General features: G+C 74.4%; 22 protein-coding genes. 10 read left to right on the top strand and 12 right to left on the bottom strand.

Features of this window, described 5'->3' with window-relative positions:
• Positions 1 to 286: 286 nt before the first annotated feature.
• Positions 287 to 1,219, bottom strand: a complete 933-nt coding sequence (locus MJ876_RS18025; RefSeq protein WP_240238528.1) for an aminoglycoside phosphotransferase family protein — start codon at positions 1,217 to 1,219, stop codon at positions 287 to 289.
• Entirely contained in the window at positions 1,216 to 2,070 is an 855-nt protein-coding gene (locus MJ876_RS22360) for an AraC family transcriptional regulator (protein WP_240238526.1), read from the bottom strand. Before MJ876_RS22360 ends, MJ876_RS18025 begins: the two co-directional genes overlap by 4 nt.
• Positions 2,071 to 2,120: 50 nt before the next feature.
• Between MJ876_RS22360 and MJ876_RS18015 the strand changes: the two genes are divergently transcribed.
• Genes MJ876_RS18015 through arr form a run of 6 tightly spaced genes read left to right on the top strand, consistent with a single transcriptional unit; the run spans position 2,121 to position 5,525 of the window.
• Positions 2,121 to 2,705, top strand: a complete 585-nt coding sequence (locus tag MJ876_RS18015) for a maleylpyruvate isomerase family mycothiol-dependent enzyme (protein WP_240238524.1) — start codon at positions 2,121 to 2,123, stop codon at positions 2,703 to 2,705.
• The gene (locus MJ876_RS18010) at positions 2,702 to 3,829 is read left to right on the top strand and encodes a winged helix DNA-binding domain-containing protein (protein ID WP_240238522.1); all 1,128 of its coding nucleotides are present in this window, start codon (positions 2,702 to 2,704) and stop codon (positions 3,827 to 3,829) included. Before MJ876_RS18015 ends, MJ876_RS18010 begins: the two co-directional genes overlap by 4 nt.
• Before the next feature lie 45 nt (positions 3,830 to 3,874).
• Entirely contained in the window at positions 3,875 to 4,330 is a 456-nt protein-coding gene (locus MJ876_RS18005; RefSeq protein ID WP_240238520.1) for a hypothetical protein, read from the top strand.
• Positions 4,327 to 4,779, top strand: coding sequence for a hypothetical protein (locus tag MJ876_RS18000; RefSeq protein WP_240238518.1), 453 nt, complete (start codon positions 4,327 to 4,329; stop codon positions 4,777 to 4,779). The genes MJ876_RS18005 and MJ876_RS18000 overlap by 4 nt, the downstream gene beginning before the upstream one ends.
• A complete protein-coding gene (locus tag MJ876_RS17995) occupies positions 4,776 to 5,087 on the top strand; it encodes a transcriptional regulator (RefSeq protein WP_240238516.1) in 312 nt (103 codons plus the stop codon). The genes MJ876_RS18000 and MJ876_RS17995 overlap by 4 nt, the downstream gene beginning before the upstream one ends.
• 30 nt (positions 5,088 to 5,117) lie before the next feature.
• Positions 5,118 to 5,525, top strand: coding sequence for an NAD(+)--rifampin ADP-ribosyltransferase (arr, locus tag MJ876_RS17990; protein ID WP_240238514.1), 408 nt, complete (start codon positions 5,118 to 5,120; stop codon positions 5,523 to 5,525).
• A 10-nt stretch (positions 5,526 to 5,535) separates the two neighbouring features.
• Here the strand turns inward: arr and lepA are convergent, their stop codons facing one another.
• Complete coding sequence (lepA, locus tag MJ876_RS17985; protein WP_240238512.1) at positions 5,536 to 7,419, bottom strand: translation elongation factor 4; 1,884 nt, start codon at positions 7,417 to 7,419, stop codon at positions 5,536 to 5,538.
• A 138-nt stretch (positions 7,420 to 7,557) separates the two neighbouring features.
• On the opposite strand from lepA, the gene MJ876_RS17980 reads away from it, so the two are divergent.
• Complete coding sequence (locus MJ876_RS17980; RefSeq protein ID WP_240238510.1) at positions 7,558 to 8,688, top strand: cytochrome D1 domain-containing protein; 1,131 nt, start codon at positions 7,558 to 7,560, stop codon at positions 8,686 to 8,688.
• Positions 8,689 to 8,738: 50 nt separating this feature from the next.
• Positions 8,739 to 10,325 (top strand): alkaline phosphatase, encoded by a 1,587-nt coding sequence (locus MJ876_RS17975; protein ID WP_240238508.1) that lies wholly within the window; start codon positions 8,739 to 8,741, stop codon positions 10,323 to 10,325.
• Between the two features lie 42 nt (positions 10,326 to 10,367).
• On the opposite strand, the gene MJ876_RS17970 is transcribed toward MJ876_RS17975, so the two are convergent.
• On the bottom strand, positions 10,368 to 11,978 hold the full coding sequence (locus MJ876_RS17970) for a thiamine pyrophosphate-dependent enzyme (RefSeq protein ID WP_240238506.1): 1,611 nt from the start codon (positions 11,976 to 11,978) through the stop codon (positions 10,368 to 10,370).
• Between the two features lie 60 nt (positions 11,979 to 12,038).
• Between MJ876_RS17970 and MJ876_RS17965 the strand changes: the two genes are divergently transcribed.
• A complete protein-coding gene (locus MJ876_RS17965) occupies positions 12,039 to 13,025 on the top strand; it encodes a phosphotransferase family protein (RefSeq protein WP_240238504.1) in 987 nt (328 codons plus the stop codon).
• Between the two features lie 90 nt (positions 13,026 to 13,115).
• A complete protein-coding gene (rpsT, locus tag MJ876_RS17960; protein WP_240238502.1) occupies positions 13,116 to 13,376 on the top strand; it encodes a 30S ribosomal protein S20 in 261 nt (86 codons plus the stop codon).
• Between the two features lie 94 nt (positions 13,377 to 13,470).
• Here rpsT and holA read toward each other — a convergent pair whose 3' ends face one another.
• The 8 genes from holA to MJ876_RS17920 all read right to left on the bottom strand — a co-directional run bounded on the left by holA (position 13,471) and on the right by MJ876_RS17920 (position 25,695).
• Positions 13,471 to 14,478 carry a DNA polymerase III subunit delta gene (holA, locus tag MJ876_RS17955; protein ID WP_240238500.1) on the bottom strand — a complete coding sequence of 336 codons (1,008 nt, stop codon included), beginning with the start codon at positions 14,476 to 14,478 and terminating at the stop codon, positions 13,471 to 13,473.
• Positions 14,479 to 14,603: 125 nt separating this feature from the next.
• Positions 14,604 to 16,988 (bottom strand): ComEC/Rec2 family competence protein, encoded by a 2,385-nt coding sequence (locus MJ876_RS17950; RefSeq protein ID WP_240238498.1) that lies wholly within the window; start codon positions 16,986 to 16,988, stop codon positions 14,604 to 14,606.
• Between the two features lies 1 nt (position 16,989).
• Positions 16,990 to 18,126, bottom strand: coding sequence for a ComEA family DNA-binding protein (locus tag MJ876_RS17945; RefSeq protein WP_240238496.1), 1,137 nt, complete (start codon positions 18,124 to 18,126; stop codon positions 16,990 to 16,992).
• A 120-nt stretch (positions 18,127 to 18,246) separates the two neighbouring features.
• A complete protein-coding gene (locus MJ876_RS17940; protein WP_240238494.1) occupies positions 18,247 to 19,170 on the bottom strand; it encodes a DegV family protein in 924 nt (307 codons plus the stop codon).
• Positions 19,171 to 19,296: 126 nt separating this feature from the next.
• A complete protein-coding gene (locus MJ876_RS17935) occupies positions 19,297 to 20,985 on the bottom strand; it encodes an alkaline phosphatase (protein WP_240238492.1) in 1,689 nt (562 codons plus the stop codon).
• Between the two features lie 85 nt (positions 20,986 to 21,070).
• The gene (gene leuS, locus MJ876_RS17930) at positions 21,071 to 23,557 is read right to left on the bottom strand and encodes a leucine--tRNA ligase (protein ID WP_240238490.1); all 2,487 of its coding nucleotides are present in this window, start codon (positions 23,555 to 23,557) and stop codon (positions 21,071 to 21,073) included.
• A gap of 186 nt (positions 23,558 to 23,743) precedes the next feature.
• On the bottom strand, positions 23,744 to 24,013 hold the full coding sequence (locus MJ876_RS17925) for a hypothetical protein (RefSeq protein ID WP_240238488.1): 270 nt from the start codon (positions 24,011 to 24,013) through the stop codon (positions 23,744 to 23,746).
• 11 nt (positions 24,014 to 24,024) lie between these two features.
• Positions 24,025 to 25,695: a sodium:solute symporter family protein gene (locus tag MJ876_RS17920; protein WP_240238486.1), complete on the bottom strand. Its 1,671-nt coding sequence runs from the start codon at positions 25,693 to 25,695 to the stop codon at positions 24,025 to 24,027.
• Between the last annotated feature and the right edge of the window lie 4 nt (positions 25,696 to 25,699).

Genomic DNA, 25,699 nt, shown 5'->3' with positions numbered 1-25,699 from the left:
CGGGTCGGCGGGCCCGAAGCGGAGGTTTCACCGACTCGACGCCCCTGCGGCGGGAGCCCGACGCGCCCGCGGTGGGAGATCGCGCCGACTCGGCGTCCCCGACACGACCGTTCGGGCCGACTCGGCGTCCCCGACGCGACAACTCGAGCCGACTCGGCGTCCCCGACGCGACAACTCGGGCCGACTCGGCGTCCCTGAGCCGACAATTCGGGCCGACTCGGCGTCCTGGAAGCGTGCGTTCGGGCCGACTCGGCGTCCCTGACGCGACCGTTCGGGCCGACTCGCGTCAGTCCTGGACGGCCTTGGCGACGGTGATGCAGCGGGTGATCCAGTCGCGCTCACCGCGCTCGAGCCCGCGGTGCTGCCGGCGCGCGTCGTCGATGGTCCACAGCGCGTTGTGGACCATCCGGACGACCACCCAGTCCCGGGCGCGGTGCTCGTCGAGCCCGGCGACGTCGACCAGGGTGTGGAAGCGACGGCGGAGCCCGTCGCGCACGGAGTCGAAGGACGATCCGACGAGCTCGTCCATCCGGTTCCACAGCATCGGCGCCGGCTCGTAGTGGCGGTCGCCCGCCATCGGCTTCGGGTCGATGACCAGCCACGGCTCGTCGTCCGAGCGGCCGGACAGCACGTTGCCGTAGTGCAGGTCCCCGTGCAGCAGCACCGGCCGGGAGTCGTCGGGGGCGAGGAGGTCCGCCGCGAGGGAGCGCGCCTGCTCCACCAGCCGCCGCGGCAGCGGTGCGTCGCGAGGCAGGTCGGCGAGGCGCGCGTCGTCCTTCTCGACCACCGACGCGAGCGTCGTCAGCTGGGGCAGCGCCGGGACGTGGATGGCGCCGTACAGCCCGGCGACGACCTCGCACGCCTCGACGTCCCAGGCGTCGCCGAGGTCCTGGGGCACGAGTCGCTCCAGCAGCAGTGCCCGCCGCCGGGGGTCGGCCCGCCGCAGCCGGACGGCGCCGGCGCCGTCCCAACGCCGCAGAGCGAGGTGCTCGAGCGCGGACTCGTCGTCGCCGTCGAAGGTCACCTTGAGCGCGGCGGGGCCGTCGGGGCTGCTGACCGGCACCACCAGCGAGCAGTAGCCGTGCATCGACGCCCCGTCGGGGCGCAGCGACCACTCGGCGAGCAGCGTCGCGGTGAGGGCCGGCAACCGGTCGAGCCACGCGGCCCAGTCCTCGCCCAGCCGCGCCTGCCCCGCGAGGCCCTCGGGCACGTCGATCACGAGGCTCCCGGCTGGTCGGCGAGGTAGCGGCCCGGCGTGAGGCCGGTGACGGTGCGGAAGTCACGGGTGAAGTGCGCCTGGTCGGTGTAGCCGAGGTCGGCCGCCATCGCCGCCAGCGACGTCTCCCCCGCCTTGAGGCGCTCCACCGCGTCGTGCAGCCGTCGCCGCTGCAGCAGCCACTTCGGCGTGATGCCCACCCGCCGGGTCACCAGCCGCTGCAGGGTGCGCTCGGAGAACCCCGAGGCCGCGGCGAGGTCCGCGACCCGGGCGTCGACCGGCAGGCCGGCCACGAGGTCGACCACGCGGTTCACCGCGGCCCCCTCCTCGTCGACGGGCAGCAGGCCACCCAGGGTCTCCTCGTACGCCGCGATCGCCGCGCGGTGGGACGCCTCGGCGTACGGGTCGTCGGCCATGGCCCGCCGTACCCGATCGACGAGGAGGGGGCCGTCGACGGTCGTGAGCGCGTCGACGGTGGTCTCCCCGTCGACCAGCGGGGCCACGGAGCCGCCGGCCAGCAGCCCGCCCGCGGCGGGCCGGAGCAGCACACCGACCGCCCACCCGTCGCCCTCCAGCGTCACGCTCGAGGCGCCGCGGGCCACGCCGTAGAAGCGTGCGTACGTCGGCGTCGTGACGAGCAGGCAGACGGGGTGCTGCAGCGTGGTCTGGGTCTGCGGCGAGGTCAGCGACCAGACGGGCACCCAGTAGCGCTCGACGAGGTCCGCCAGCCCCGGTGACGCGGAGTACCGCGCGATCGGCGGTGTCGGGCGGCTCCGCCCGGTCAGGTGCGCGCGGTCCACGGGGTCGATGCGGCCGACGCCCTCCGGCGCGGGGGCGGGGTCGGGTGCGGGCACGTGTCGGATTATCACAATCGGACGTCGGCGCCCCGCCCTAGCGTCGGGCCATGACCTCGACCTCATCCACGACGGGCACGACCGGCGGCACCGCCGCCGCCTTCCGGGAGCGCGCCGACCGGTTCGCCGCGGCCCTCGACCTGGCCGGCGGCCGTGGGGACGCCACGACCCCCTGCGACGGCTGGACGGTCGCCGACGTGGTCGCCCACGTCGTCGACACCGAGCGCGACTTCCTCGACCGGCACGGCCTCCCCGTCCCGGCGCCGTCCGGTGACGACCCCGGCGCCCGGTGGCGCGCGCACGCCGACGCGGTCGCCGCCGTCCTCACCGAGGACGTCGCGGCCCGCCCGTACGACGGCTACTTCGGCCCGACCACGATCGGCGCGACGATGGCGGACTTCTACGGGTGGGACCTCGAGGTCCACGCCTGGGACGTCGCCGTCGCCGCCGGCGCGTCGTACGAGATCCCGGACGCGGACACCCTGTCGAGGCTGGCCGACGGCTGGGGGCCGGCCCTGCACAGCGAGGGGATCTGCGGGCCACCGGTGCCCGTGCCGGACGACGCCTCGGCGTCCGACCGGCTGCTCGGCAGGCTGGGCCGCGACCCGCGGTGGAGTCCAGACTCGGGCTCGTGACGCTCTCCTGGGAGGACCTCGCCGCCCGCGCCCGCGCGCGACAGCTGCCGGCCGTCGCCGCACCCACCACCCCGGGTGAGGTCGCGGCCGCCCTGCACCGCACCGGCGCGATCCAGTCGCAGACCGCTCGCTCGACCTTCCTCGGCCTCGCCGCCCGCTACCCGGGCACCACCCACGCGGCGATCACCGCGGCGTTCGAGGCGGCGACGATCGTCCGGGGCAGCACCCTGCGCGGGACCGTCCACACCGTGGCCGCCGACGACCACCCGTGGCACGAGGCCGTCACCCGGCTGGCCCGCCGCAAGGACCTGCAGCGGGTCCTCGCACCGCAGCACTTCGCCGTCGACGACCTCTGGTCCGCGCTCGAGGCCTACGCCGCCGAGCAGCCCCGCACGGCCGACGAGCTGCACACGTTCCTCGCCTCCTGGGTCGCGGAGCGGGAGGGCCGGGACGCCGAGACGGTGAAGGCGGGCGTCGGACGCTCGCTGTCGTACACGCACGGTGGTCTCGTCCGTCGCCCGCTCTCGGGCGGCTGGGAGGGCCAGGGCGCGGCGGGCTACTCCCCCTCCGCCGTGCCCGACCGCGCCCGGCGCGTCGCCGCCCCCGACGCCGTCGCCGGGCTGGTCCGCGCCCACCTGCTGGCCCACGGCCCTGCGAGCAGGCAGGACCTCGCGTGGTGGGCCGGGTCCACCCTGGGGGTCGTGGACGACGCCCTGGAGCACCTGGGCCTCGACGGCGACGAGGGGCCCGACGGCCGGCACTACGTCGACCTGCCCGAGCGGCCCGACCCGGTCGAGGACGTCGGGGTGCGCCTCCTGCCGGAGTTCGACGCCTTCATGTGTGCCTACGAGCCGTCGGCCCGCGCCCGCTTCGTCGACGCCGCCCACCACGCCCACCTGTGGAACTCGAAGAACGCCACCGTGCTGCCGCCGCTCCTGGTCGACGGCCGCATCACGGGCCACTGGCGGGCCGCCGGCTCGGCCCGCCGGCGTCCGCTGGAAGTGACCTGGTTCGCCCGGACCCGGCGACCGAGGAAGGCGGAGCTCGAGGCTCCCGTCGCGGCCCTCGGGGCGGCCCTGGGCATCACCGTCACCGGGGTGACGATCACCCGCGAGGTCGTCTGAACTTTCTGCTTGCGAAACCGGAAAGTACTACTTAAGGTTTCCGTCATGGAAAGCAACGAGACCCTCCGACAGGAGCTCCGCGAGGCGGAGCGCGGCGAGGCCCTCGGCTGGACCGGATACCGGTTCCCGACGTGGACGCCGATCGCGATGGCGGTCTGGGCCACCACGTTCACCCTCGGGCTCTACTACCTGGACGGCGTCCTGGGGAACGTGTGGTCCCTGATCCACCTCGCCGCCTCGTTCGGCTACCTCTGGTGGGACCGCCGCGCCCAAGCGGCCTACCCGTCGTACACCGGGCGGATGCCGCGCGAGTACAACGGCCCGACCATCGCGCTCTTCGTCTCACCCCTCGTCCTGATCCCCGTCACGTTCCTGCTGGGCTACTACGTCGCCGGCTGGGTCGCCGCCGTGTTCATCGGCTCCGCGTGGGGCCTGACGGTGTCCCTCTACAACCGCGCGTACGCCCGCGCGTCGGCCGCGGTCAAGGCGCGGTTGGCGTGAGCACGGCGGACGACGACTGGCTCGCGGCACAGCTGCGCGAGATCGAGCGCGGCGAGGCCGCCGCCGCCACCAGCTGGCGCATCCCCCGGTGGTTGCCGTGGGCGGGCGGGCTGTGGGTGTTCGCCGGGTTCGGGGCCAGGGTCGCCTTCGAGGGGAGCACGCCGCTGACCTGGACCCTCCTCCACCAGGGCGTGCTCCTCGTCTACCTCTGGTGGGACCTGCGCAGGACGCCGTCCCCGCGGGGCCGTGGGCCGCAGGAGTACCGGGTCTACTACGTCGTGCTCGGCCTTCTCGCGACGGCCCTCCTCCTGATCGTGCTGCCGATCTGGATCCACGTCGGCGGGTGGACCGCGGCGGCGCTCGCCGGCGCATCGTGCACGGCTTTCGGCCTGCTCGCGCAGCTGACGTACGACCGCATCACCCGCACCGTGAAGGAGCGCCTGGCATGACCGGGTCCCACGCTCCCCAGACCTCGGCGCTCGCCGGGCTCGACCCCGCCCTGAACGCCCCGAAGAGGCTGGCGATCATGGCCGTGCTCACCGGCGCCACCTCGGCCGACTTCGCGTTCCTCCGCGACCACCTGGGCGTCAGCGACTCCGACCTGTCCAAGCAGGCCGGCGCTCTCGAGGCGGCGGGCTACCTGACGATCAGCAAGTCGGGCCGTGGCCGCGGGTCGACGACGACCTACAAGGCGACCCGCGCGGGCCGCGCGGCGTACACCCGCCACCGCGACACCCTGCGCGCCCTGCTGGGCTGACGGGGCGGCCGCGGGTCGTAGCCTGCGACGGTGGGTGACGCACTGGACGACGGGCCGTTCTTCCACGGCACCAAGGCCGACCTCGGGGTCGGTGACCTCCTGACGGCCGGACGTCGGTCCAACTACCGACCGTCGCTCGTGATGAACCACGTCTACTTCACCGCGACCATCGCCGGCGCGGGCCTCGCCGCCGAGCTCGCCGCGGGCGACGCCGAGCCGCGGGTGTACGTCGTCGAGCCGACCGGCGCGTGGGAGGACGACCCCAACGTCACCGACAAGAAGTTCCCCGGCAACCCCACGCGGTCCTACCGCAGCTGTGAGCCCGTCCGCGTCGTCGGCGAGGTCGAGGACTGGCCCCGCCTCACCCCCGAGGCCCTCGCCGAGTGGCGCAGCCGCCTCGCCCGGATCGAGGCCGAGAAGGGCGAGATCATCAACTGACCCACCGGGCCTACTTCTTCGGCTGGTCCCCCGCGGGGCCGGAGGTGGACAGCGCGGCGATGAAGGCCTCCTGGGGCACCTCGACCCGGCCGACCATCTTCATCCGCTTCTTGCCCTCCTTCTGCTTCTCCAGCAGCTTGCGCTTGCGGCTGATGTCGCCGCCGTAGCACTTGGCGAGGACGTCCTTGCGCATCGCGCGGATGGTCTCGCGGGCGATCACCCTCGCGCCGACGGCGGCCTGGATCGGCACCTCGAACTGCTGGCGCGGGATCAGGTCCTTCAGCTTGCCGGCGAGCATGACGCCGTAGGCGTACGCCGCGTCCTTGTGCACGATCGCCGAGAACGCGTCGACGGGGTCGCCCTGCAGCAGGATGTCGACCTTCACCAGGTCGGCGGCCTGGTCGCCGGTCACCTCGTAGTCGAGCGAGGCGTAGCCCTTGGTGCGGGACTTCAGCTGGTCGAAGAAGTCGAAGACGATCTCCGCCATCGGCAGGGTGTAGCGCATCTCGACGCGGTCCTCGGACAGGTAGTCCATGCCCTGGAGGTTGCCGCGCTTGGCCTGGCAGAGCTCCATGATCGTGCCGATGAAGTCGGACGGCGTCAGGACGGTCGCCTTCACCACCGGCTCGCGCACCTCGGCGATCTTGCCCGCGGGGAACTCGCTCGGGTTGGTGACGACGTGCTCGGTGCCGTCCTCCATCACCACGTCGTACACGACGTTCGGGGCGGTCGAGATGAGGTCGAGGCCGAACTCGCGCTCGAGGCGGTCGCGGGTGATCTCCATGTGCAGCAGCCCGAGGAACCCGCAGCGGAAGCCGAACCCGAGCGCGCCGGAGGTCTCCGGCTCGTAGGCCAGGGCGGCGTCGTTGAGCTGGAGCTTGTCGAGCGCCTCGCGCAGCGTCGGGTAGTCGTCGCCGTCGATCGGGTAGAGGCCCGCGAACACCATGGGGTTCGGGTGCTTGTAGCCGCCGAGCGGCTCGGTGGCGCCGTCGTGCTGGCTGGTCACGGTGTCGCCGACCCGGGACTGGCGGACGTCCTTCACGCCGGTGATCAGGTAGCCGACCTCGCCGACACCGATCTCGCCGGCCTTCACCGGCTCCGGGCTGATGACGCCGACCTCGAGCATCTCGTGGGTCGCGCCGGTCGACATCATCTTGATGCGGTCGCGGTGCTTCAGGCTGCCGTCGACCACCCGGACGTAGGTGACCACGCCCCGGTAGGTGTCGTAGACCGAGTCGAAGATCAGCGCGCGGGCGGGTTTCGCCGCGTCCCCGACCGGGGCGGGCGTCTGCCGGACGACCTCGTTGAGGACCATCTCGACGCCCTCACCCGTCTTCGCCGAGACCCGCAGGACGTCGGAGGGCTCGCAGCCGATGATCCCGGCGAGCTCCGCGGCGTACTTGTCGGGGTCGGCCGACGGCAGGTCGATCTTGTTGAGCACCGGGATGATGTGGAGGTCGGCGCCGATGGCCAGGTACAGGTTCGCGAGCGTCTGGGCCTCGATGCCCTGGGCGGCGTCGACGAGCAGGATCGCCGCCTCGCACGCCTCCAGGCTGCGGGAGACCTCGTAGGTGAAGTCCACGTGGCCCGGGGTGTCGATCATGTTGAGCACGTAGTCGCCCGGCTCGGCGCCCTCGGCGTTGTCGGCCTTCACGTGCCACGGCAGACGCACGGCCTGCGACTTGATCGTGATGCCGCGCTCCCGCTCGATGTCCATCCGGTCGAGGTACTGCGCGCGGGCGTCGCGGTCGCTGAGCACCCCGGTCAACGAGAGCATGCGGTCGGCCAGCGTCGACTTGCCGTGGTCGATGTGGGCGATGATGCAGAAGTTGCGGATCAGCGACGGGTCGGTGCGTCCCGGCTGCTGGGGTGTCGCGACGGAGGTGGTGGCCACGGCTGCTCTCTGCTCGGTCCTGCGGCGGTCGGGGTCGTCTGTGATCCTCCCACGCGACCGGTCGGTTTGCCGTGCCGCGGCAGCGGGCAGGCCCTCGGGGTGACCGGTGCGCCTCGCTCCCGCCGTACGAGGCCCGTGGTGCGGCGCCTGGCCGTGCCGGCGCTCGCGCTGCCCCTGCTGGCGGCGTGCTCCGACGTGCCCGAGGGATGCGTGGCCCCGGAGGCGCTCCTCGCGGCCCCCGCGGTCGCGGCCGGCCCGCCGGTGGGCGGCATCCGGATCGAACCGGGTCAGACCGTGTGGCCCGACGAGGCCGACGTCTCACCCGACGGCAGCCGCATCGCGGTGACCTGCGACGGCGGGGTCTGCCTCTGGGACACCACGACGGGCGAGCTGCTCGACGACCAGGCCCCGCCCGGGGGCGGGGACCACCTCACCTTCGCCGGGTCCGAGGGCACGCTGCTCGTCAGCACCGGCTACGACGAGCGGCGCGAGGTCGGCGAGCTCCGTCTGGGGGACCTCCGCAGCGGGGACACCTGCACGCTGCTCGGGCACGACATCGAGCGGGTCGAGGCGACCGAGGGAGCCGGCGGCGACGTCGACGCCCTGGACGTCTCCCCCGACGGCCGGCTCGCCGCCACCGCCGCGGACGACGGGCGCGTCGGGCTGTGGGACGTCGAGGCGCAGGAGCGTCTCGCCTGGCTGGACCTCGAGGAGAGCCAGCCGGCCGCCCTGGCCTTCTCCCCCGACGGCGCGCTGCTCGCCGTCGGTGGGTACGACGGGGTCCTCGAGCTGTGGGACGTCGAGGCCCGCGAGCGCGTGCGCACCGGGGAGGGCGCGGTGCGGGACCTGGCGTTCAGCCCCGACGGACGCCGGTTGGCGGCGGTCCCGAACGAGGACCCCGACCTCGTCCTGCTCGACGTCGACGACCTCTCGGCCGTGACCCGGCTGGCTGCCAGCACGGACCCCGCCACCCTGGGGACCGGAGCGGTCGGGGACCTCGCGTGGTCCCCGGACGGCACCCGGCTGGCCTTCGTCGAGCCCGCGGTGGACGGGCCGGGGACCCGGGTGCTCGCCTGGGACCCCGTCGCGAACGTCGCCCGCCCCCTCGGCCCGCAGGACGGCTCCCCGGAGTCCGTCGCCTGGTCGCCGGACGGCAGGCACCTCTACACCGTGGACCCCGTGGACGGTGTCCGTCGCACCCGGGTCGTCGACGGCCGACCGACCGGGCGCTCGGTCACCTTCGAGACGCCGGAGCAGATCCGCGCCTGAGTTCACCGCCGCGCCACCTCCGGTTCGCGCGGGTCCGTCAGGCTCCGGCCATGACCTCGGGCTCCCTCGACCGCCGTACCGTCCTGCGCACCACCGGCCTCGCCGCCGCGGCGGGCGTCGCCGCCACCTCGGGCTTCCTGGCCCCGCACGCCGACGCGACGACCCGCAGGGCGCCCGCGTTCGTGCGCGCGGGCCGCCCCCGCCTGACCCACGGCGTCCAGTCCGGCGACGTGCGTCCCGGCGGCGCGGTCGTCTGGAGCCGCGCGGACCGCCCCTCCCGCCTCGTGGTCGAGGTCTCGCGCGACCCCCGCTTCCGCCGCCGCGTCCGCACGGTCCGCGGGCCCGTCGTCCGCCCCGGCACCGACCTGACCGGCCACGTCGACCTCACCGACCTGCCCAGCGGGGCCGAGCTGCACTACCGCGTCCGTGCCGTCGACCTCGACGACGCCCGCCGCTCCAGCGAGCCCGCCGTCGGCCGGCTGCGGACGGCGCCGGCCCGCGGCGACGACGTCCGCTTCCTGTGGGGCGGCGACATCGCCGGGCAGGGCTGGGGCGTGAACCCCGACCTGGGCGGCTTCCGCATCGCCGACGCGATGAGCCGTCGTGACGCCGACTTCTTCCTCTGCTCCGGCGACTACGTGTACGCCGACGGGCCCGTGCAGGAGCGGGTCGAGCTTCCGGACGGTTCGACCTGGCGCAACGTGGTGACCGAGGAGAAGTCCAAGGTGGCCGAGACGCTGGCGGAGTTCCGCGGCCAGTACGCCTACAACCTGCTGGCCGACAACTGGCGGGAGTTCCTCGCCCGCACCCCGCAGGTCGTGCAGTGGGACGACCACGAGGTCACGAACAACTGGTACCCGGGCGAGATCCTCGACGACCAGCGCTACCGCGTGAAGGACGTCGACACCCTCGCCCGCCGTGGGCACCGCGCGTTCCGCGAGTGGACGCCGCTGTCCGACCTCTCCCCCGACCCCGAGGGGCGCGTCTACCGCAAGATCGCCTACGGGCCGCTGCTGGACGTCTTCGTCCTCGACATGCGGACCTTCAAGAACCCCAACACCGCGAACCTCGAGCCGGCCGAGCGCTCCGGGGTGCTCGGTGCGCGCCAGACCCGCTGGCTGCTGCGTGAGCTCGAGCGCTCCACCGCGACCTGGAAGGTCATCGCCGCGGACCTGCCCCTCGGGCTGCTGGTGCCGGACGGCGAGGCCTGGGAGGGCATCGCGAACGGCGACGGCGGCGCCCCGCTGGGCCGTGAGATCGGCATCGCCGACGTGCTGTCGGGGCTGAAGCGCCTGGGCGTCCGCAACCACGTGTGGCTGACCGCCGACGTCCACTACACCGCCGCCCACCACTACTCCCCCGCGCGGGCGTCGTTCACGGACTTCGACCCCTTCTGGGAGTTCGTGTCCGGGCCGCTGAACGCCGGGGCCTTCGGGCCCAACGACCTCGACGCGACCTTCGGGCCGCGTGCCGCGTTCGTGGCGGCGCCGCCAGCGCCGAACGCCTCACCCGCGGAGGGCTCGCAGTTCTTCGGCGAGGTGCAGATCGACGCCGCGTCGCGGGAGCTGACCGTGCACCTGCGCGACGTCGAGGGCGCCTCGCTCTTCCGCCGGACCCTCACCCCGAGGCGGCGCTGAGGCGGCGCTGAGGCGGAACCGAGGCGCCGGCCGCAGCGACGCTCAGTCCTCCGCGGTCGCCTCGGGGTCGACCAACACGTCGAGGAGCACGGGCCCCGGGTGGGCGAACGCCTCCCGGACCGCAGCGTCCACCTCGTCGTCGCGGGTGACACGGACGCCGTGGAGGCCGACGGCCCGCGCCACGGCGGCCAGGTCGGGGTTGTCGAGCCCGGTGCCGTGCTCGGGCAGGTCGACCTCCTCCTGCTCGATCTTCACGAGACCGAGCCGGCCGTTGTCGAAGACGACGACCTTGAGGGGCAGCCCCTGCTCGGCGATGGTCAGCAGGTCGCCCAGCAGCATCGTCAGCCCGCCGTCGCCGCACCAGGCGACGACCTGGCGGTCGGGGTCGAGCGCCCCGGCGCCGATGGCCTGCGGCATCGCGTTCGCCATCGAGCCGAGGTTGTAGGAACCGAGCAGGCGGCGCCGGGCTCCCATCGAGGCGTGGCGCGAGAGCCAGATCGTCGCCATGCCGGTGTCGGTGGTCATCACCGCGTCGCCGGCGGCGTGGCGGTCGATCGCGGCCGCCAGCACCTCCGGGCGCACCCGGTCGCCCGCTGCCCCGGGCTCGCCGAGCGCCCGCTGCTTCTCCCGCCACCCGTCGTACGACGAGCGGGCGCGGTCCAGGTGGGCGGTCCCGGCCTTCTCCTCCACCCGGGCGAGCAGCGCGCGCAGGGCGGCCCCGGCGTCGCCGACGACCGGGTGGGCGACCGGGGTGCGGCGGCCCACGTGGGCGGCCCGGACGTCGAGCTGGACCGTGGTCGTGCCGTGCGGCAGGTAGTCGGTGTAGGGGAAGTCGGTGCCGACCATCAGCAGCAGGTCGCACTCGGTGAGGGCCTGCGCGGCCGCCGGGTTGCCGAGCTGACCGGTCTGGCCGACCTCCAGCTCGTTGTCGTGCTCCAGGCCCTCCTTCGCCTTCAGGCTGAGCACCATCGGGGCCCCCAGGCGCCGGCCGAGCGCGAGGACGTCCTCGCGGGCGTCCAGCGCGCCGACACCGACGAGCATCGTGACCCGGGACGCGGCGTCGATCGCGGTGGCCGCGGCCGCCAGCGCCTCCTCCGCCGGAGTGGGCAGGGCCGGACGCTGTGCCCACCGGGTGGGCGGCGTGCCCTCCGGCAGCTCGAGGTCGCCGACGTCGCCCGGCAGGGTCACGACCGCGACCCCGCCGCTCGACAGCGCGGCGTTGCCGGCCTGCTCGAGCACGTGGGCGAGCTGGGCGGGGTCGGTGACGGTCGCGACGTACTCCGCGACGTCGGCGAAGAGGACCTGGTTGTCGACCTCCTGGAACAGGTCGCTGCCCAGGTCGGCCCGGGGGACCTGGCCGCACACGGCCAGCACGGGGGCGTGCGACTTCTTCGCGTCGTAGAGGCCGTTGAGCAGGTGCACCGAGCCCGGTCCGACGGTGCCGAGGCAGACGCCGAGCCGGCCGGTCAGCTGGGCCTGCGCGCCGGCGGCGAACGCACCCGCCTCCTCGTGGCGCACCCCGACCCACTCGAGACCGTCCTGGCGCCGGATCGCGTCGGTGACCGGGTTCAGCGCGTCACCCACCACGCCCCACACGTGGGTCACCCCGTGGGCGGCGAGGGCGTCGGCCAGGTGCTCCGCGACGGTGGTCATGACCCGCCCGTTCCCCTCACGATCCGCGCCAGTCGCCCGGGTCGGTGGTTGGGTGTGCCCGTGCTGCAACCCATCCCGTACGGCGCGACCGCCCGCCGCCTCGAGTGGTCGTTCCTCCCGCCCCGCCTGCGCGAGCTCGTCGGGCAACGCCTGGGCTCCCCGGTCGCCGAGGCGACCTCGTGCCGGGCCGGCTTCACGCCCGGTCTCGCGTCCGTGGTGACCTGCGAGGACGGCAGCACCCACTTCCTCAAGGCGGCGAGCGTGAAGGCGCAGCGCGAGTTCGCGGCGGCGTACGCCGAGGAGGCGCGCCGGCTCGCCCTGATGCCCGTCGGCGTCCCCGCGCCGCGGCTGCAGTGGTGGCACCACGACGAGGACTGGGTCGTGCTGGCCGTCGAGCACGTGCCCGGCGTCCCCGCGGCCCGCCCCTGGGACCTCGACGACCTCGACCGCGCCCTGGACGCCCTCGAGGACTGCGCCCACCTCCTCACCCCCGCGCCGCGGGGGCTCGCCCCGGCCGCGTTCGCCGACGAGATGGCGGGCGCCGTGTCCGCGTGGGCGCGCGTGCGGCCCGACCTGCCGGGCCTCGCGGAGCACGCCGACGAGGCCGCCCGCCTGGCCGCCTCCCACGTGGAGGTCACCGGCGGGGACACCGTCGTCCACACCGACCTGCGCGACGACAACGTGCTCCTCGGCCCGCACGGCGAGGTGTGGCTGTGCGACTGGGCCTACCCGGCCCGGGGCGCCGCCTGGGTCGACACGGTCGAGCTGCTGCTGGGGCCGCGCGGCGACGGTGTGGACGTCGACGCGCTGCTGGCGGGCCGGGCGCTGACCCGCGACGTCCCCGCCGACCACGTCGACCGGCTCCTGGCGCTGATGGCCGGGTTCTACCTCCGCGCCCGCGACCACCCGGTGCCGCCGACCTCGCCGTGGTTGCGGGCCCACCAGGACCGGTGCGCCCAGGTGGCCTGGGGGTGGCTCGCCGAGCGCCGCGGCTGGGTCGGCGGTGACGCGGACCTGAGGGATTTGGGAGCCGTCGGCACGGCTTGATAGATTGCCCTGTCGCGCGCTGCGCCGCACCGCTGCGCGCCTTCAGACCTCCAGTCCAGCACCGAGTCGAGCACCGAGGACGATCACCCAGTGGCGAACATCAAGTCCCAGATCAAGCGCAACAAGCAGAACGAGGCGCGCCGCGAGCGCAACAAGTCCGTGAAGTCGGACCTGAAGACCGCCGTGCGCAAGTTCCGTGAGGCCGCCGAGTCCGGCGACAAGGAGAACGCGACCACGCTGGCTCGCGCCGCGACCCGCAAGCTCGACCGCGCGGCCTCCAAGGGCGTCATCCACGCCAACCAGGCGGCGAACCGCAAGTCCAAGATCGCGGGTCGCGTCAACGCCCTCTGAGGCCTGCGCCTCGCTCGATCAAGCCCGGCCCGTCGCGCTCGTCGCGGCGGGCCGTCGGCGTTCCCGGGGAAGTGCGCGGTGCGCGCCCCCGCTCCTAGCGGCCGGACCGCAGCGCGCAGACCGTGAGGGTCATGCGCTCGAGCGCGTACGCCGCGTCGGACGACGCACCCTTGACGTCGGCGTCGGTCCGGGCCACCTCGACCAGGACCGCCGCCAGGGACCGCTCGTCCCAGCCGCGGACCTGCGAGCGCAGGCTCTTCAGCTTCCAGGGCGGGACGCCCACCTCGCGGGCCAGGTCGGCGTCGCGCATGCCGCGGGGCGCCGTGGCGAAGCGCGCGAGCCCGCGCGCCCCGTTCGCGAAGGCGGAGGTCACCAGCACCGGAGCCACCCCGCCGTCGAGGGCCCAGCGGAGCTCCTCGAGCGCCTTCTCGCGACGGCCTTCGAAGGCGTGGTCGGCCACGGCGAAGGACGTCGCCTCGGAGCGGCCGCCGAAGTAGCGCTTGACCTCCTCGGCGCTCACGGTGCGTCCGGGGAAGTCGGTCGCGAGCTGGTGCGCCGCTGCCGCGAGCGAGCGCAGGTCGTGGCCGACCGCCTGCACGAGGAAACCCGCCGTGTCGGGATCCAGCCGCGAGCCGTGGCGCCGGATCTCCGCCTGCACGAAGCCGCCCATCTGGTAGCCCTTGACCTCGTCGACCTTCACGTCGCTCACCGCGGCCACCTTGCGGAGCTTGGTCAGCACGCCGCTGCCGCGGGGACCGCCCGAGTGGACGAGGACGAGCGCGACGTCGTCCGCCGGGGACCCGGCGTACCCGACCAGGCCGGCGACCGACTCCTCCGGCAGGTTCTCCAGCTCCCACACCACGACCCCGCGGGTCGACGAGAACAGCGACGGCGCCGCGAGCTCCCCCAGCGTCGCGAGCGTCAGCTCGCTGCCCCGGGTCTCCGACAGCTCGGCCTCGGGGTCGATCTCGCGGACGGCGGCGCGGACGTCGCGCACCACGCGGTCGCGCAGGAACTCCTCCTTGCCGGTCACCAGCACGACCCGGCCCAGGACGGAGGCGGGGGCTGACGACACCGACTGCGGGGCGGAGGAGCGGGCCATGCGACGACCCTGCCACAGCCCGCCGACACCATCCCCTCCCGAGGTCGAGGGGCGAGGAGCGCCTCCGGACCGGCGGTCGAGGCACGGGATCCGGCGACCCACCCCACGACCCGGCCCGGGGCCCCTCAGTCCGCCGTGACGAGCTCGGGACCGTCGTCACCGGGGACGACGAGGAGGTCGCCCTGCTCGTCGGTACGGCCCACCTCGACGCCGGCGTCCTCCAGCGGGTCGAGCACCTCCTCGGAGGGGTGCCCGTAGGTGTTGTCCTCCCCCACCGACACCAGGGCCAGCTCGGCGCCGAGCGACAGCAGCAGGTCGAGGTCCTGGTGCCGGCTCCCGTGGTGCGGGACCTTGAGGACGTCGACCGTCAGGCCCGGCACGGAGGCCGCCAGGGCCTCCTGGCCGGGTGGCTCCAGGTCACCGGTCAGGAGCACGCTCGTCCCGCCCACCTCCGCGAGGACGACGAGGCTGGCGTCGTTCGCGGCGTCGCCCTCGGCGCCCGCGGCGGGGGCCACCCCCGGCAGCGGAGCGAGGACCTGCACCGTCACCTCGCCGACACGTCGCGTCTCGCCGTACGCCGGCACGCGGACGACCACTCCCGCGTCGGCCGCGGCCCGGGAGACGGCCTCGGCGCCCTCCGCGGGCTCGGCGACGGCGGTCACCTCGACGGCGCCGACCTCCCGCCCGCGCAGCACGCCGGGCAGGCCGTCCGCGTGGTCGGCGTGGAAGTGCGTCACGACGACCAGGGGCACACGATCGATCCCCAGACGACTGAGGCAGCGGTCGACCAGCGCCGGCTCGGGACCGGTGTCCACGACGACACCCGAGTCCGGTCCCGCCCGCAGGACCAGGGCGTCGCCCTGCCCCACGTCGCACGCGGCCAGGACCCAGCCCTCGGCCGGCCAGCCGGGGGTCGGCAGCGGGACGCCGAGGGTGACGGCGGTGGCCCCCGCGCAGAGCGCCAGGCCGCCCCGGCTGCGCAGCAGGGCGGGCAGCAGCACCGCGATCCCGACGCACAGGGCGGTCAGCAGGGCGAGCGCGGCCGCGGAGGTGTCCCAGTCGACCGCGGCGGTGGGCAGGGCCGCGCCCCGTCGGGCGACGAGGACGATCCAGGCGACGCACCACGACGCCACCGTGCCGACCAGGGTGGCCGCCCAGGGCCAGACGAGGCCCACCAGGCCCGCGAGCAGTCCCAGCACGGTCGCGGGCCCCACCGCCGGGGCCGCCAGCAGGTTCGCGACCACGGCCACGAGGCTCACCTGGCCGGAGATGGCGGCGACGACGGGCGTGCAGGCCAGCTGCGCGGCGGCCGGCACGGTGATGGCCTCCGCGAGCCACCGGGGCGCCCGCCGGGCGAGGGCGTCGCGCCACCCCGGGGCGAGCAGGAGGATCCCGGCGGTCGCCAGCACGGACAGGGCGAACCCCGCGGACAGCGCGTACCAGGGGTGCACCAGCAGCAGGGCGGTGACCGCCACGCCCAGCGACCGAGTGCCCCGGCGCGGGCCGTTGCTGCCCATGCCGATCAACGCCACGGTCCCCATCGCGGCGGCGCGGACCACGCTCGGCTCGGTCCGGGCCAGGAGCACGAAACCGACGATCCCCACCGCGCCCACGAGGTGCAGCCACCGGCCCCGGACGCCGCACCAGCGCGCGGCGAGGAGCAGGAAGCCGACCAGGAGCGTGAGGTTCGTGCCGGAGACCGCCAGCAGGTGCGTGAGCCCGGTCGCCGCGAAGTCGGCCTCCAGGTCGTCGGGCAGCGTCGAGTCGTCCCCCACCACGAGGGCCGGCACCAGTCCCGCCTGGCTCGGCGGCCGATGGGCCACCGCCTCGCGCACCGAGGCGCGCACGGCGTCGGCGCCGCACCACAGGACTCCCGGCGGTGCCCGGACGTCCGGAGCACCGCGGGCGACGAGCAGACCGGCCAGGTCGCCGCCGTCCGCCGGCTCGAGGCGCCCCGTCAACTCGACCCGCGACCCCAGGTCCACGTCGCGCCACGAGGCGTCGGCGACGACGAGGACCGGCGCCGAGGTCCGGACCCGCGCGCCGCGCGCGCTGACCTCGTGCACCCGGGCCCGCAGCAGCACGTACGGCGCGAAGCCGCCCTCGCGCAGCCGGGGGTCCGAGGTCACCGTGGCCGCGGCCCGCACGGTCGCGGCGTCCGCGGCGAGCAGCGTCACCGGGTCCTGCGCGACGACCGCCACGCGAACCCCGGCGACGACGGCGACCCCGACCAGGACGAGCAGGCACCCGCCGACGGCCCGCAGGGCGTCGGGGCCGACCCGCCCGCGGCGGCGGGCACGACGCCCGAGGAACGCGCCGGTCACGACGAGGACGCCGAGCACCACCGCCAGCACCGGGGGCGGACACAGCAGACCGAGGAGCCCGCCCGCCCAGGCGGCGAGCGCCAGGGCCGGCGTGCGGAGGTCGGGCCGCTCGGCCGGGTCCTGCTCGGGGTCGCCCACCGGCTCCGCGAGGGGCGGGCCGCCCGGTCCGGCGGGCGACGGCCGCACCTCACACCGTCACCAGCGGAGTCAGCTCGGCGAGGGTGACCTCGCCGATGCCGCTGACGTCGAGCAGGTCGGCCACCGCGCTGAAGCCGCCGTTCTCGGTGCGCCAGTCGACGATCGCCTGCGCCGTCACCGGACCGACGCCGGGGAGGGTGTCGAGGGTCGCCAGGTCAGCCGTGTTGACGTTGACCAGGGCCACCGGAGCCCCGGGAGCCGGGGGCGCCGCGGGCCCGGGCGGCGTACCGGTGGACCCGGGGTCGCCCGGGACCGGCAGACCGCCGCCGGCGGCGGGGTCGACACCCACGAGCACCTGCTCCCCGTCGAGCAGGACCCGTGCCAGGTTCAGCGGGGTGAGGTCGGTCCCGGGGCGCGCGCCGCCGGCGGCCTCGAGCGCGTCCGCCACCCGCGACCCGCTCGGGAGCACGACGATGCCGGGCCGGCGCACACGCCCGGCCACGTCGACGACCACCTCGCCCCCCACCGCGCCGCCCGGGGTCGCACCCGTGGAGCCGCCCGGGGTGGGGGCACCCGGCAAGGCTCCGGCGACAGGGCTCGCCGGGGCCGTCGACCCCGGGGAGCCCGCCGCGCCGCCGGTGGCGCCCGGCGTGACGAGAGCACTCACCGGGGCTGTCGCCGGCAGCGGCTCCGGTCCGGACCGCAGGACCCACCAGCAGGTCACGCCGAGACCGACGCTGACGAGCACCGCGACCACCGCCAGGTGCGCGGCTCCCAGGCCCGCACGCCCCTGGAGCGTCTCCGGCACCAGCCCGACCCATCCCGTCGGGCCGAGGCGCTGCCGGAGGCCGGGCGTGCGGGGTGGTGAGGCGCGGCGGGTGGCGTGCCGTCCGGTCCGCGGCACCGCGCCGAGCCGCACCTCCCCCTCGTCGTCCTCGACACCCTCGTGCTCGTCGTCGTCCTCGCCGGCCGGTGGCCGGGGCCGCGTGTGGGTGTCGGGCGCCACCCACCGTGCCGCGGGGGGCGGCCCGCCCCCGACCGCGGGCGCGACGTCCCAGCTCGGGGGCGGTGCCGACCGTTCCGCGTCGGCCTCCCCGGTGCGGACCGCGGACAGCTCCGCGTCGAGCAGCGCCAGCCGCCGGGCGATCGCCTCCTGCTGGTCGGTGGACGGACGTCGGGGTCGCATGACGGCGACGCTAGGAGCGCCGCGCCGCCGACGCCCGTCGTCGGGCGCCGTCCTGTGGAGGGGAGAGGTCCGCCGGCGCCTGTGGACGGCGGGTGGCCGGACCGGGCGGTCGTCAGGTCGTCAGAGCGGGGAGACGCAGACGGCGACCATGCCGGGGCCCACGTGAGCGCCGAGCACGGCGCCGAGCTCGACGCAACGCACCTGCTGCCCGACCAGCCCCGGGTCGTCGCCGAGCCGTGCGGCGAGGTGGGCGGCCAGCTGCTCGGCCCGCTCGGGGTTCGCGAGGTGCGCCACCCCGACCTCGACGGGCGACCCGCTGCGGCCCACGGCCGTCAGCGCGTCGCGGACGGCGAGCTCCTCGAGCCGGGCGAGCGCCTTGGTCGTCGTCCGGACCCGCTCCAGGGGGCCGACGACCCCGTCGGTGATGGACAGCAGCGGCTTGACCGCGAGGGCGCTGCCGAGCAGCGCGGCGCCGGCACCGATGCGCCCGCCGCGGCGCAGGAACTCCAGGGTGTCGACGTAGAAGTACGACGTCGCGGCCGCAGCGCGCCGGGCGGCTGCGTCCGCGGCCTCCTCGGCGGAGCCGCCGGCCTCGAGGGTCTCGACGGCGCTGAGGGCGGCGTACCCGGTCGCGACCCCGACCTGGCGGGTGTCGACGACGTGGACGGGCACGGCGGCCTCGCGGGCGGCGACCCGCGCGGACTCCACCGTGCCGCTCACCTCGCCGGAGAGGTGCACGGCGACGACCTCCGTGGCGCCGTCCGCGACCAGGTCGGCGTACACCGCGCCCATCGCCGCCGGGTTCGGCCGCGACGTGCTGACCCGCTGGTGGCCGCGCAGCGCCTCCGCGACCCGCGCCGGTGTCGCTCCCCCGGCCGCGCCCTCCTCCTCGCTCAGCGCCTCGTCGAGGACCTCGTCGCCGATGACGACCTGGAGCGGGACGACGACCAGGCCGCGCTCGCGGACGAGGGCACGGGGGAGGCTGGCCGTCGAGTCGGTGACGACCACGACGCGGCCGCCCTCGGCGCCGGGCTGACCAGGCATGCCGCGCACCCTAGGACACCGGGAGCCGCCTCAGCCCGACGGATGGTGGTCGACCAGCCGCCGGGTGGCCGTGACCGGTGCTCGAGGAGCATCCGGCCGTCGTCACCCGACCGGGCCCGGTGCCGCTCAGTAGCCGGTCTCCTCCCGGATGGTGTCGCGGATGATCTGGGCGTCGCTGGGCAGCGACCGTGCGGAGAACGACCCCGACGGCTGGGGGTTGTCGAGCGCCAGCTGGAGGCCGCGGACGCCGTCCTCGATGACGTAGCGGCGGCGGGTGAAGACGTCGGAGTCCGGCGTCGTCACCCGGGGCACGCAGCGGAAGTCCGCGGTCAGCGAGTCGCGGGTGATCGTCGTCGAGACGTAGCCGCGCAGGTTGGTCCAGAACTCCAGGTTGGGGTTCCAGTCCGCCCAGGGGTGCCGCCCGTCGGGCTCGTCGTAGCCGTCACCGCCGGAGGTGATGGACGAGCTGATGAGCTCCGAGCCCAGGATCTCGGAGTCCGCGTCGTCGAAGTCGGCGAGCACCTCGGAGGCCCAGTGGGCGTGCACGTCGCCGGTGAGGACGACGGGGTTGCGGACCCCGGCGTCCACCCAGCCGTTGACGACGCGGTCGCGGGAGGCGGCGTAGCCGTCCCAGGCATCCATCGAGACGGTCCGTGCGGCGCCGGGGTCGTTGTCGCGGCGGCCGAAGAACACCTGCTGGCCCAGCAGGTCCCAGCGGGCCGTCGACGCGGCGAAGCCGTCGAGCAGCCACTGCTCCTGCTCGGCGCCGGTCAGCGTCCGCGACGGGTCGGTGGCCTCCGGGCAGTCCTTGTAGCCGTCGCCGCACGCCTGGTCGTCGCGGTACTGCCGGGTGTCGAGCATGTGGAAGGTCGCCAGCGCGCCCCACTGGACCCGGCGGAACAGCTGGAGGTCGGTGCCCCGCGGCACGGAGGTCCGGCGCAGCGGCATGTTCTCGTAGTAGGCACGGAAGGCCGCGGCCTTGCGGGCGGCGAAGCCGCCCTGCTCGGCGGGCTTCTCCGAGGAGTCACCGGCCCAGTTGTTGTCCAGCTCGTGGTCGTCCCAGACCACCAGCCAGGGCGCGACCGCGTGCGCGGCCTGCAGGTCGGGGTCGGTCTTGTACTGCGCGTGGCGCTGGCGGTAGCCGGCCAGGGTGGTGGTCTCCGGCCCGAGGTGGGGCCGGCCGAGCGCGTTGGTCGCCTGGGCCCCCTCGTACTGGTAGTCCCCGAGGTGCAGGACGAGGTCCGGGTCCTCCTCGGCGAGGTGCCGGTAGGCCGTGAAGTAGCCGACCGGATAGTTCGAGCACGACGTGAAGGCCATCGCCAGGGGCGTCAGCGCGGTCGGACGCGGAGCGGTCCGGGTGCGGCCGACCGGCGACGTCCAGCCCTGCACCGAGAAGCGGTAGAAGTACGGTCGGCCGGGCTCGAGGCCGTGGAGCTCGACGTGGACGGCGTGGGCCGTCTCGGGCCCGGCGGTGACCTCACCCCGCTTGACGACCTCGCGGCCGCGGAACCGCGGGCCCGTCGAGACCTGGAACCGGACGCGGTAGCGGGACGACGGCATCCCGCCCAGGCCGTCGGCGGCCGTCGGGTCGGGCGCGAGGCGGGTCCAGACGACGAAGCCGTCGGGGGCCGGGTCTCCCGAGGCGACGCCGAGGGTGAACGGGTCGGCGCGCAGCCGCGCGGACGCGGCGGTGGGACGACGGTCCAGCGGATCGGCGGCCGACGGCGCGGCGTTCGAGACAGCGGCCCCGCCAACGAGGAGGGCACCACCGGTGACGGCGCCCGCGGACAGGATGGTTCTCCGAGATGTCTGCACGCGCCGACTCCAGCACGCGCAGGCGACCACCGGGCGACGGAAGGGTGAACCCCCGTGCCCGGCTCCGCCGCCCGGACGGTGAGCCTCAGACCACCACGTTGACGAGCTTGGGCGCCCGCACGATGACCTTCCGGACCGTCTGGCCGGCCAGCAGGTCGGCGATCTCGGCCAGGGCCGCGGCCTCCAGGTCGCTCTCCGAGATGTCCGGCGACACCTCGAGGCGGGCGCGGACCTTGCCCTTCACCTGGACGACGGCCGTCACCGACTCCTGCACCAGCAGCGCCTCGTCGACCACGGGCCACGTCGCACGGACCACCGACGGGCCGTGGCCCAGGACCGACCACATCTCCTCGGCGACGTACGGCGTGACCAGCGACAGCATGACCGCGACCGCCTCGGCGGCCTCCCGGACCGCCGGGTCGGCGGACCCGCAGCCGGAGTCGATGGCCTTCCTGGTCGCGTTGACCAGCTCCATCACCCGGGCGACGACCACGTTGAAGCGGTAGGACTCCACCAGCTGCTCGACCTCGTGCACCGTGCGGTGCGTCGCGGCGCGCAGCGCGGCGTCGCCGGTGGTCGGGTCGACCCCCGGCTCGGAGGTGACGTCGTGCGCCAGCCGCCAGGCGCGCTGCAGGAACTTCAGCGACCCCGCCGGGGAGACCCGGGCCCAGTCGATGTTGTCCTCCGGCGGGCTGGCGAACACCAGCGTTAGGCGGACGGCGTCCACGCCGAACTCCTGGAGCTGCGCCCCCAGGTCGACGCCGTTGCCCAGCGACTTGCTCATCTTGCGGCCGTCGTTGATGACCTTGCCCTGCGACAGGTACGCCGAGAACGGCTCGTCCCACTCGATGACGCCCATGTCGCGCAGCACCTTGGTGAAGAAGCGCGCGTACAGCAGGTGCAGGACGGCGTGCTCGTCACCACCGATGTAGAGGTCGATCGGGCCCCAGCGCCTGGCGAGCTCCGGGTCGAACGCCTGGGTGGTGTCGTGGGGCGACAGGTAGCGGAAGAAGTACCAGGACGAGTCGACGAACGTGTCCATCGTGTCCGTGTCCCGCTCGGCCGGACCGCCGCAGGTGGGGCAGGTGGTCTCGACCCACTCGCGGGCCGCGCCCAGCGGCGAGGTCCCCTTCGGCTTCAGGTCGGCGCCGCGCAGCTCGGGCAGCTCGACGGGCAGCTGGTCGTCCGGGACGGCGACCTCCCCGTCGACCGGGCAGTGGACGACAGGGATCGGGGCGCCCCAGTAGCGCTGGCGGCTCAGCAGCCAGTCGCGCAGGCGGAAGTTGACCGTGCCCGTCCCCCGCCCGTCGGCCTCGAGCAGCTCGATGGCGCGGCGGACGCCCTCGGCCTTGTCCGCGACCCCCACCAGCGGCCCGGAGTCGACGTAGGCGCCGTCGCCGGTGGTCGCGACGCCGCTCTCGGCCGGGTCCGGCTCACCCGTGTCGACCACCCGCCGCACGGGCAGGTCGAAGGCCCGGGCGAAGTCCAGGTCGCGCTGGTCGTGCGCGGGCACGGCCATGATCGCGCCGGTGCCGTAGTCGGCCAGCACGTAGTCGGAGGCCCAGACCGGGATCTGCTCGCCGGTGACCGGGTTCGTCGCGTGGACGCCGAGGAACACGCCCGACTTGGGGCGGTCGGTGGCCAGCCGGTCGATGTCGGAGGCCTTGCGGACCTCGGCGACGTACGCCTCCAGCGAGTCGCGCTGCTCCTCGCTCACCAGGTCGGCGGCGAGCCTCGCGTCGGCCGCGACGACCATGAACGTGGCGCCCCACAGCGTGTCGGGCCGCGTGGTGAACACGGTGAGGGGCTCGTGGCCCTCGACGTCGAAGCGCACGTGGGCGCCCTCGGAGCGGCCGATCCAGTTGCGCTGGGCGTTGACGACCTTGCCGATCCAGGTGGACTGCAGGTCGTCCAGGCAGTCGTACAGCTCCTGGGCGTACTCGGTCGTCCGGAAGTACCACTGCGTCAGCTCACGCTTGGTGACCTCGGCGCCGCAGCGCTCGCAGGTGCCGTCCGCCAGCACCTGCTCGTTGGCCAGCACCGTCTGGTCCTGCGGGCACCAGTTGACCGGGCTGTTCTTGCGGTAGGCCAGCCCCCGCTCACGGAACTGCAGGAACAGCCACTGGGTCCAGCGGTAGTACTCCGGGTCGGAGGTGTGCAGCCGGCGGGTCCAGTCGAAGCTCAGCCCGTAGCGCTGCATCGCCGAGAACTGGGTCTCGATGTTGGCGTAGGTGTAGGTCGCGGGGTGCTCGTCACGCCGGATCGCGGCGTTCTCGGCGGGCAGCCCGAAGGAGTCCCAGCCCATCGGGTTCAGGACCTCGTAGCCGCGGAAGCGCCAGTAGCGGGCGATGACGTCGTGCAGCGCGAACACCTCGGCGTGACCGATGTGCAGGTCCCCCGAGGGGTAGGGGAACATCGTCAGCGCGTACTTCTTCGGCTTCTCGCTGGCGTCGTCCGCGGTGAAGAGGTCGAGCTCCGCCCACCGCTGCTGCCAGGCGGCCTCGACGGCGGCGACGTCGTACGTCGCGGCCTCCGGGGCGCCGTCCCGCGCCGGGTGCTGCTCGCTGCTCATCACGCTCTCCTCACCGATGGGTCTGCTCCTGGCCTCCGGGCACAAAAAAGCCCCTCGCACGGAGGGGCGGCCGCGTCGGTTCTCGACGCGGCTAGGGAAGGAGCAGGCGACCGTTCACACCGCCATGCTAGCCGACGGGGCGGGCCGGCCCGACCGGAGGTCGAGGGGCCCGGAGCGACGCGGGGCTCAGCCGTCGTCGTCCGGGCGCGGCGGCACACGGACCGGCCGCAGCATCGCCCACGCCTGGAAGGCGATGGCGAAGGCGAGCAGGCCGAGGCCCGTCCAGAGGTTCACGTTGAGGCCGTCCGCCTTCGCGAGGTCCTCCTCGGAGGTCCCGAAGAAGGCGGTCAGCAGGAGGATCACGCCGTACAGCCCGATCAGGGCGGCGATGAAGGTCCGGACGTCGAACGCCCGTGCCGTCTTCGTGGCGGGGGGCGTCGTCTTCTTGTCGCTCATCTCGTCCCCTCTCAGAGGAACAGCAGGTTGAGGGCGATGACCATGACCAGTGCGATCCCGGCCAGCTTCGTGGGCTGGCGGAACCAGGGCAGGACCTCGGCGTTCTCGTCGCGGAACGTCTCGCGCGGCGTCTCCGACCAGACGAGGCCCTTGAGCTCGGCGTACTCGCGCGGCCGGGTGACCATCGACACCGCGACGCTGACCACGATGTCGACGGCGAACGCGACGCCGGCCGCGACGAACGCCGCGCCCTGACCGGCCAGCGGGACGACGCCGAGCACGTCGCCCGAGAGCACCCAGATCCCGATCGCGGACGCCGTGCCGGCGACGAGGCCGACCCAGCCCGCCGTCGCGGTCATCCGCTTCCAGAACATGCCGAGGATGAACGTGGCGAACAGCGGGGCGTTGAAGAACCCGAACAGGGTCTGGAGGTAGTCCATGATGTTCGAGTACGACGACGCGATGCCGGCGGTGCCGATCGCGATGACCGTGGCGCCGACCGTGGCCAGCCGGCCCACCCGCGTGTAGTACTCGTCCGGCTCGTCCTTCTTCACGTACTGCTGCCACAGGTCGTAGCTGAAGACCGTGTTGAAGGCCGAGATGTTGGCCGCCATGCCCGCCATGAACGACGCCAGCAGGCCGGCGATCGCGACACCGAGCATGCCGTTCGGCAGCAGGTCGCGGATCAGGTAGAGGATCGAGTCGTTGTACGCCGGCTCGCCGCCGGCCGCCTTCTCGGTCGCGATCTCCTGCACCAGGACCGCCGCGATCATGCCGGGGATGACGACGATGAACGGCACGAACATCTTCGGGAAGGCGCCGATCACCGGGGTGGACTGCGCCGAGGCCATGGAGTCCGCGGCCATGGCGCGCTGCACCTCGACGAAGTTCGTCGTCCAGTAGCCGAACGAGAGCACGAACCCGAGGCCCAGCACGATCCCGATCACCGACAGCACCGGCGAGTCGAAGCCGGTCAGCGCGGTGCCGGGCCAGCTCGACAGCTGCTCGGCGCCGCCCGGGCTGTCGGAGACGGCGGCGGTCAGGCCGTCCCAGCCGCCCACCTTGTGCAGGCCGACCAGCGTGAGCGGCAGCAGCGCGGCGACGATGACGAAGAACTGCAGGACCTCGTTGTAGATCGCGGCCGACAACCCGCCGAGCGCCGTGTAGGTGAGGACGACGAGCGCGGCGACCACCAGCGAGACGATCAGCGACCAGCCCAGCAGCACCTCGACGACGGTGGCGAGCAGGAACAGGTTGATGCCGGCGATCAGCAGCTGCGCCACGGCGAACGAGATCGCGTTGACCAGGTGCGCGCCGGTGCCGAAGCGGCGGCGCATGAACTCGGGGACGCTGCGGACCTTCGAGCCGTAGTAGAACGGCATCATCACGATGGCCAGGAACAGCATCGCCGGGACGGCGCCGACCCAGAAGTAGTGCATCGTGGCGATGCCGTAGTTCGCGCCGTTGGCGCTCATGCCCACGATCTCGACGGCGCCGAGGTTGGCGGAGACGAAGGCGAGACCCGTGACCCAGGCGGGCAGGCTGCGGCCGGAGAGGAAGAAGTCGAGGCTGGTGGACACCTGGCGGCGGGCGGCCAGGCCGATGCCCAGCACGAAGGCGAAGTAGAGGGCGACCAGCAGGTAGTCGACCCAGTTCGCGTCGAGCCGCAACGCCTCGTCCATCAGA

This window comes from Nocardioides sp. CFH 31398, assembly GCF_022436705.1.
Classification (GTDB): Bacteria; Actinomycetota; Actinomycetes; order Propionibacteriales; family Nocardioidaceae; genus Nocardioides.
This window is presented reverse-complemented; position numbering and strand designations above follow the sequence as displayed.

Coding starts and splice junctions, on each gene's coding strand:
- MJ876_RS18015 (WP_240238524.1), top strand. CDS start 2,121: ATGACCTCGACCTCATCCACGACGGGCACGACCGGCGGCACCGCCGCC.
- MJ876_RS18005 (WP_240238520.1), top strand. CDS start 3,875: ATGGAAAGCAACGAGACCCTCCGACAGGAGCTCCGCGAGGCGGAGCGC.
- MJ876_RS17995 (WP_240238516.1), top strand. CDS start 4,776: ATGACCGGGTCCCACGCTCCCCAGACCTCGGCGCTCGCCGGGCTCGAC.
- MJ876_RS17975 (WP_240238508.1), top strand. CDS start 8,739: ATGACCTCGGGCTCCCTCGACCGCCGTACCGTCCTGCGCACCACCGGC.
- MJ876_RS17970 (WP_240238506.1), bottom strand. CDS start 11,978: ATGACCACCGTCGCGGAGCACCTGGCCGACGCCCTCGCCGCCCACGGG.
- holA (WP_240238500.1), bottom strand. CDS start 14,478: ATGGCCCGCTCCTCCGCCCCGCAGTCGGTGTCGTCAGCCCCCGCCTCC.
- MJ876_RS17945 (WP_240238496.1), bottom strand. CDS start 18,126: ATGCGACCCCGACGTCCGTCCACCGACCAGCAGGAGGCGATCGCCCGG.
- MJ876_RS17940 (WP_240238494.1), bottom strand. CDS start 19,170: ATGCCTGGTCAGCCCGGCGCCGAGGGCGGCCGCGTCGTGGTCGTCACC.
- leuS (WP_240238490.1), bottom strand. CDS start 23,557: ATGAGCAGCGAGCAGCACCCGGCGCGGGACGGCGCCCCGGAGGCCGCG.
- MJ876_RS17925 (WP_240238488.1), bottom strand. CDS start 24,013: ATGAGCGACAAGAAGACGACGCCCCCCGCCACGAAGACGGCACGGGCG.
- MJ876_RS17920 (WP_240238486.1), bottom strand. CDS start 25,695: ATGGACGAGGCGTTGCGGCTCGACGCGAACTGGGTCGACTACCTGCTG.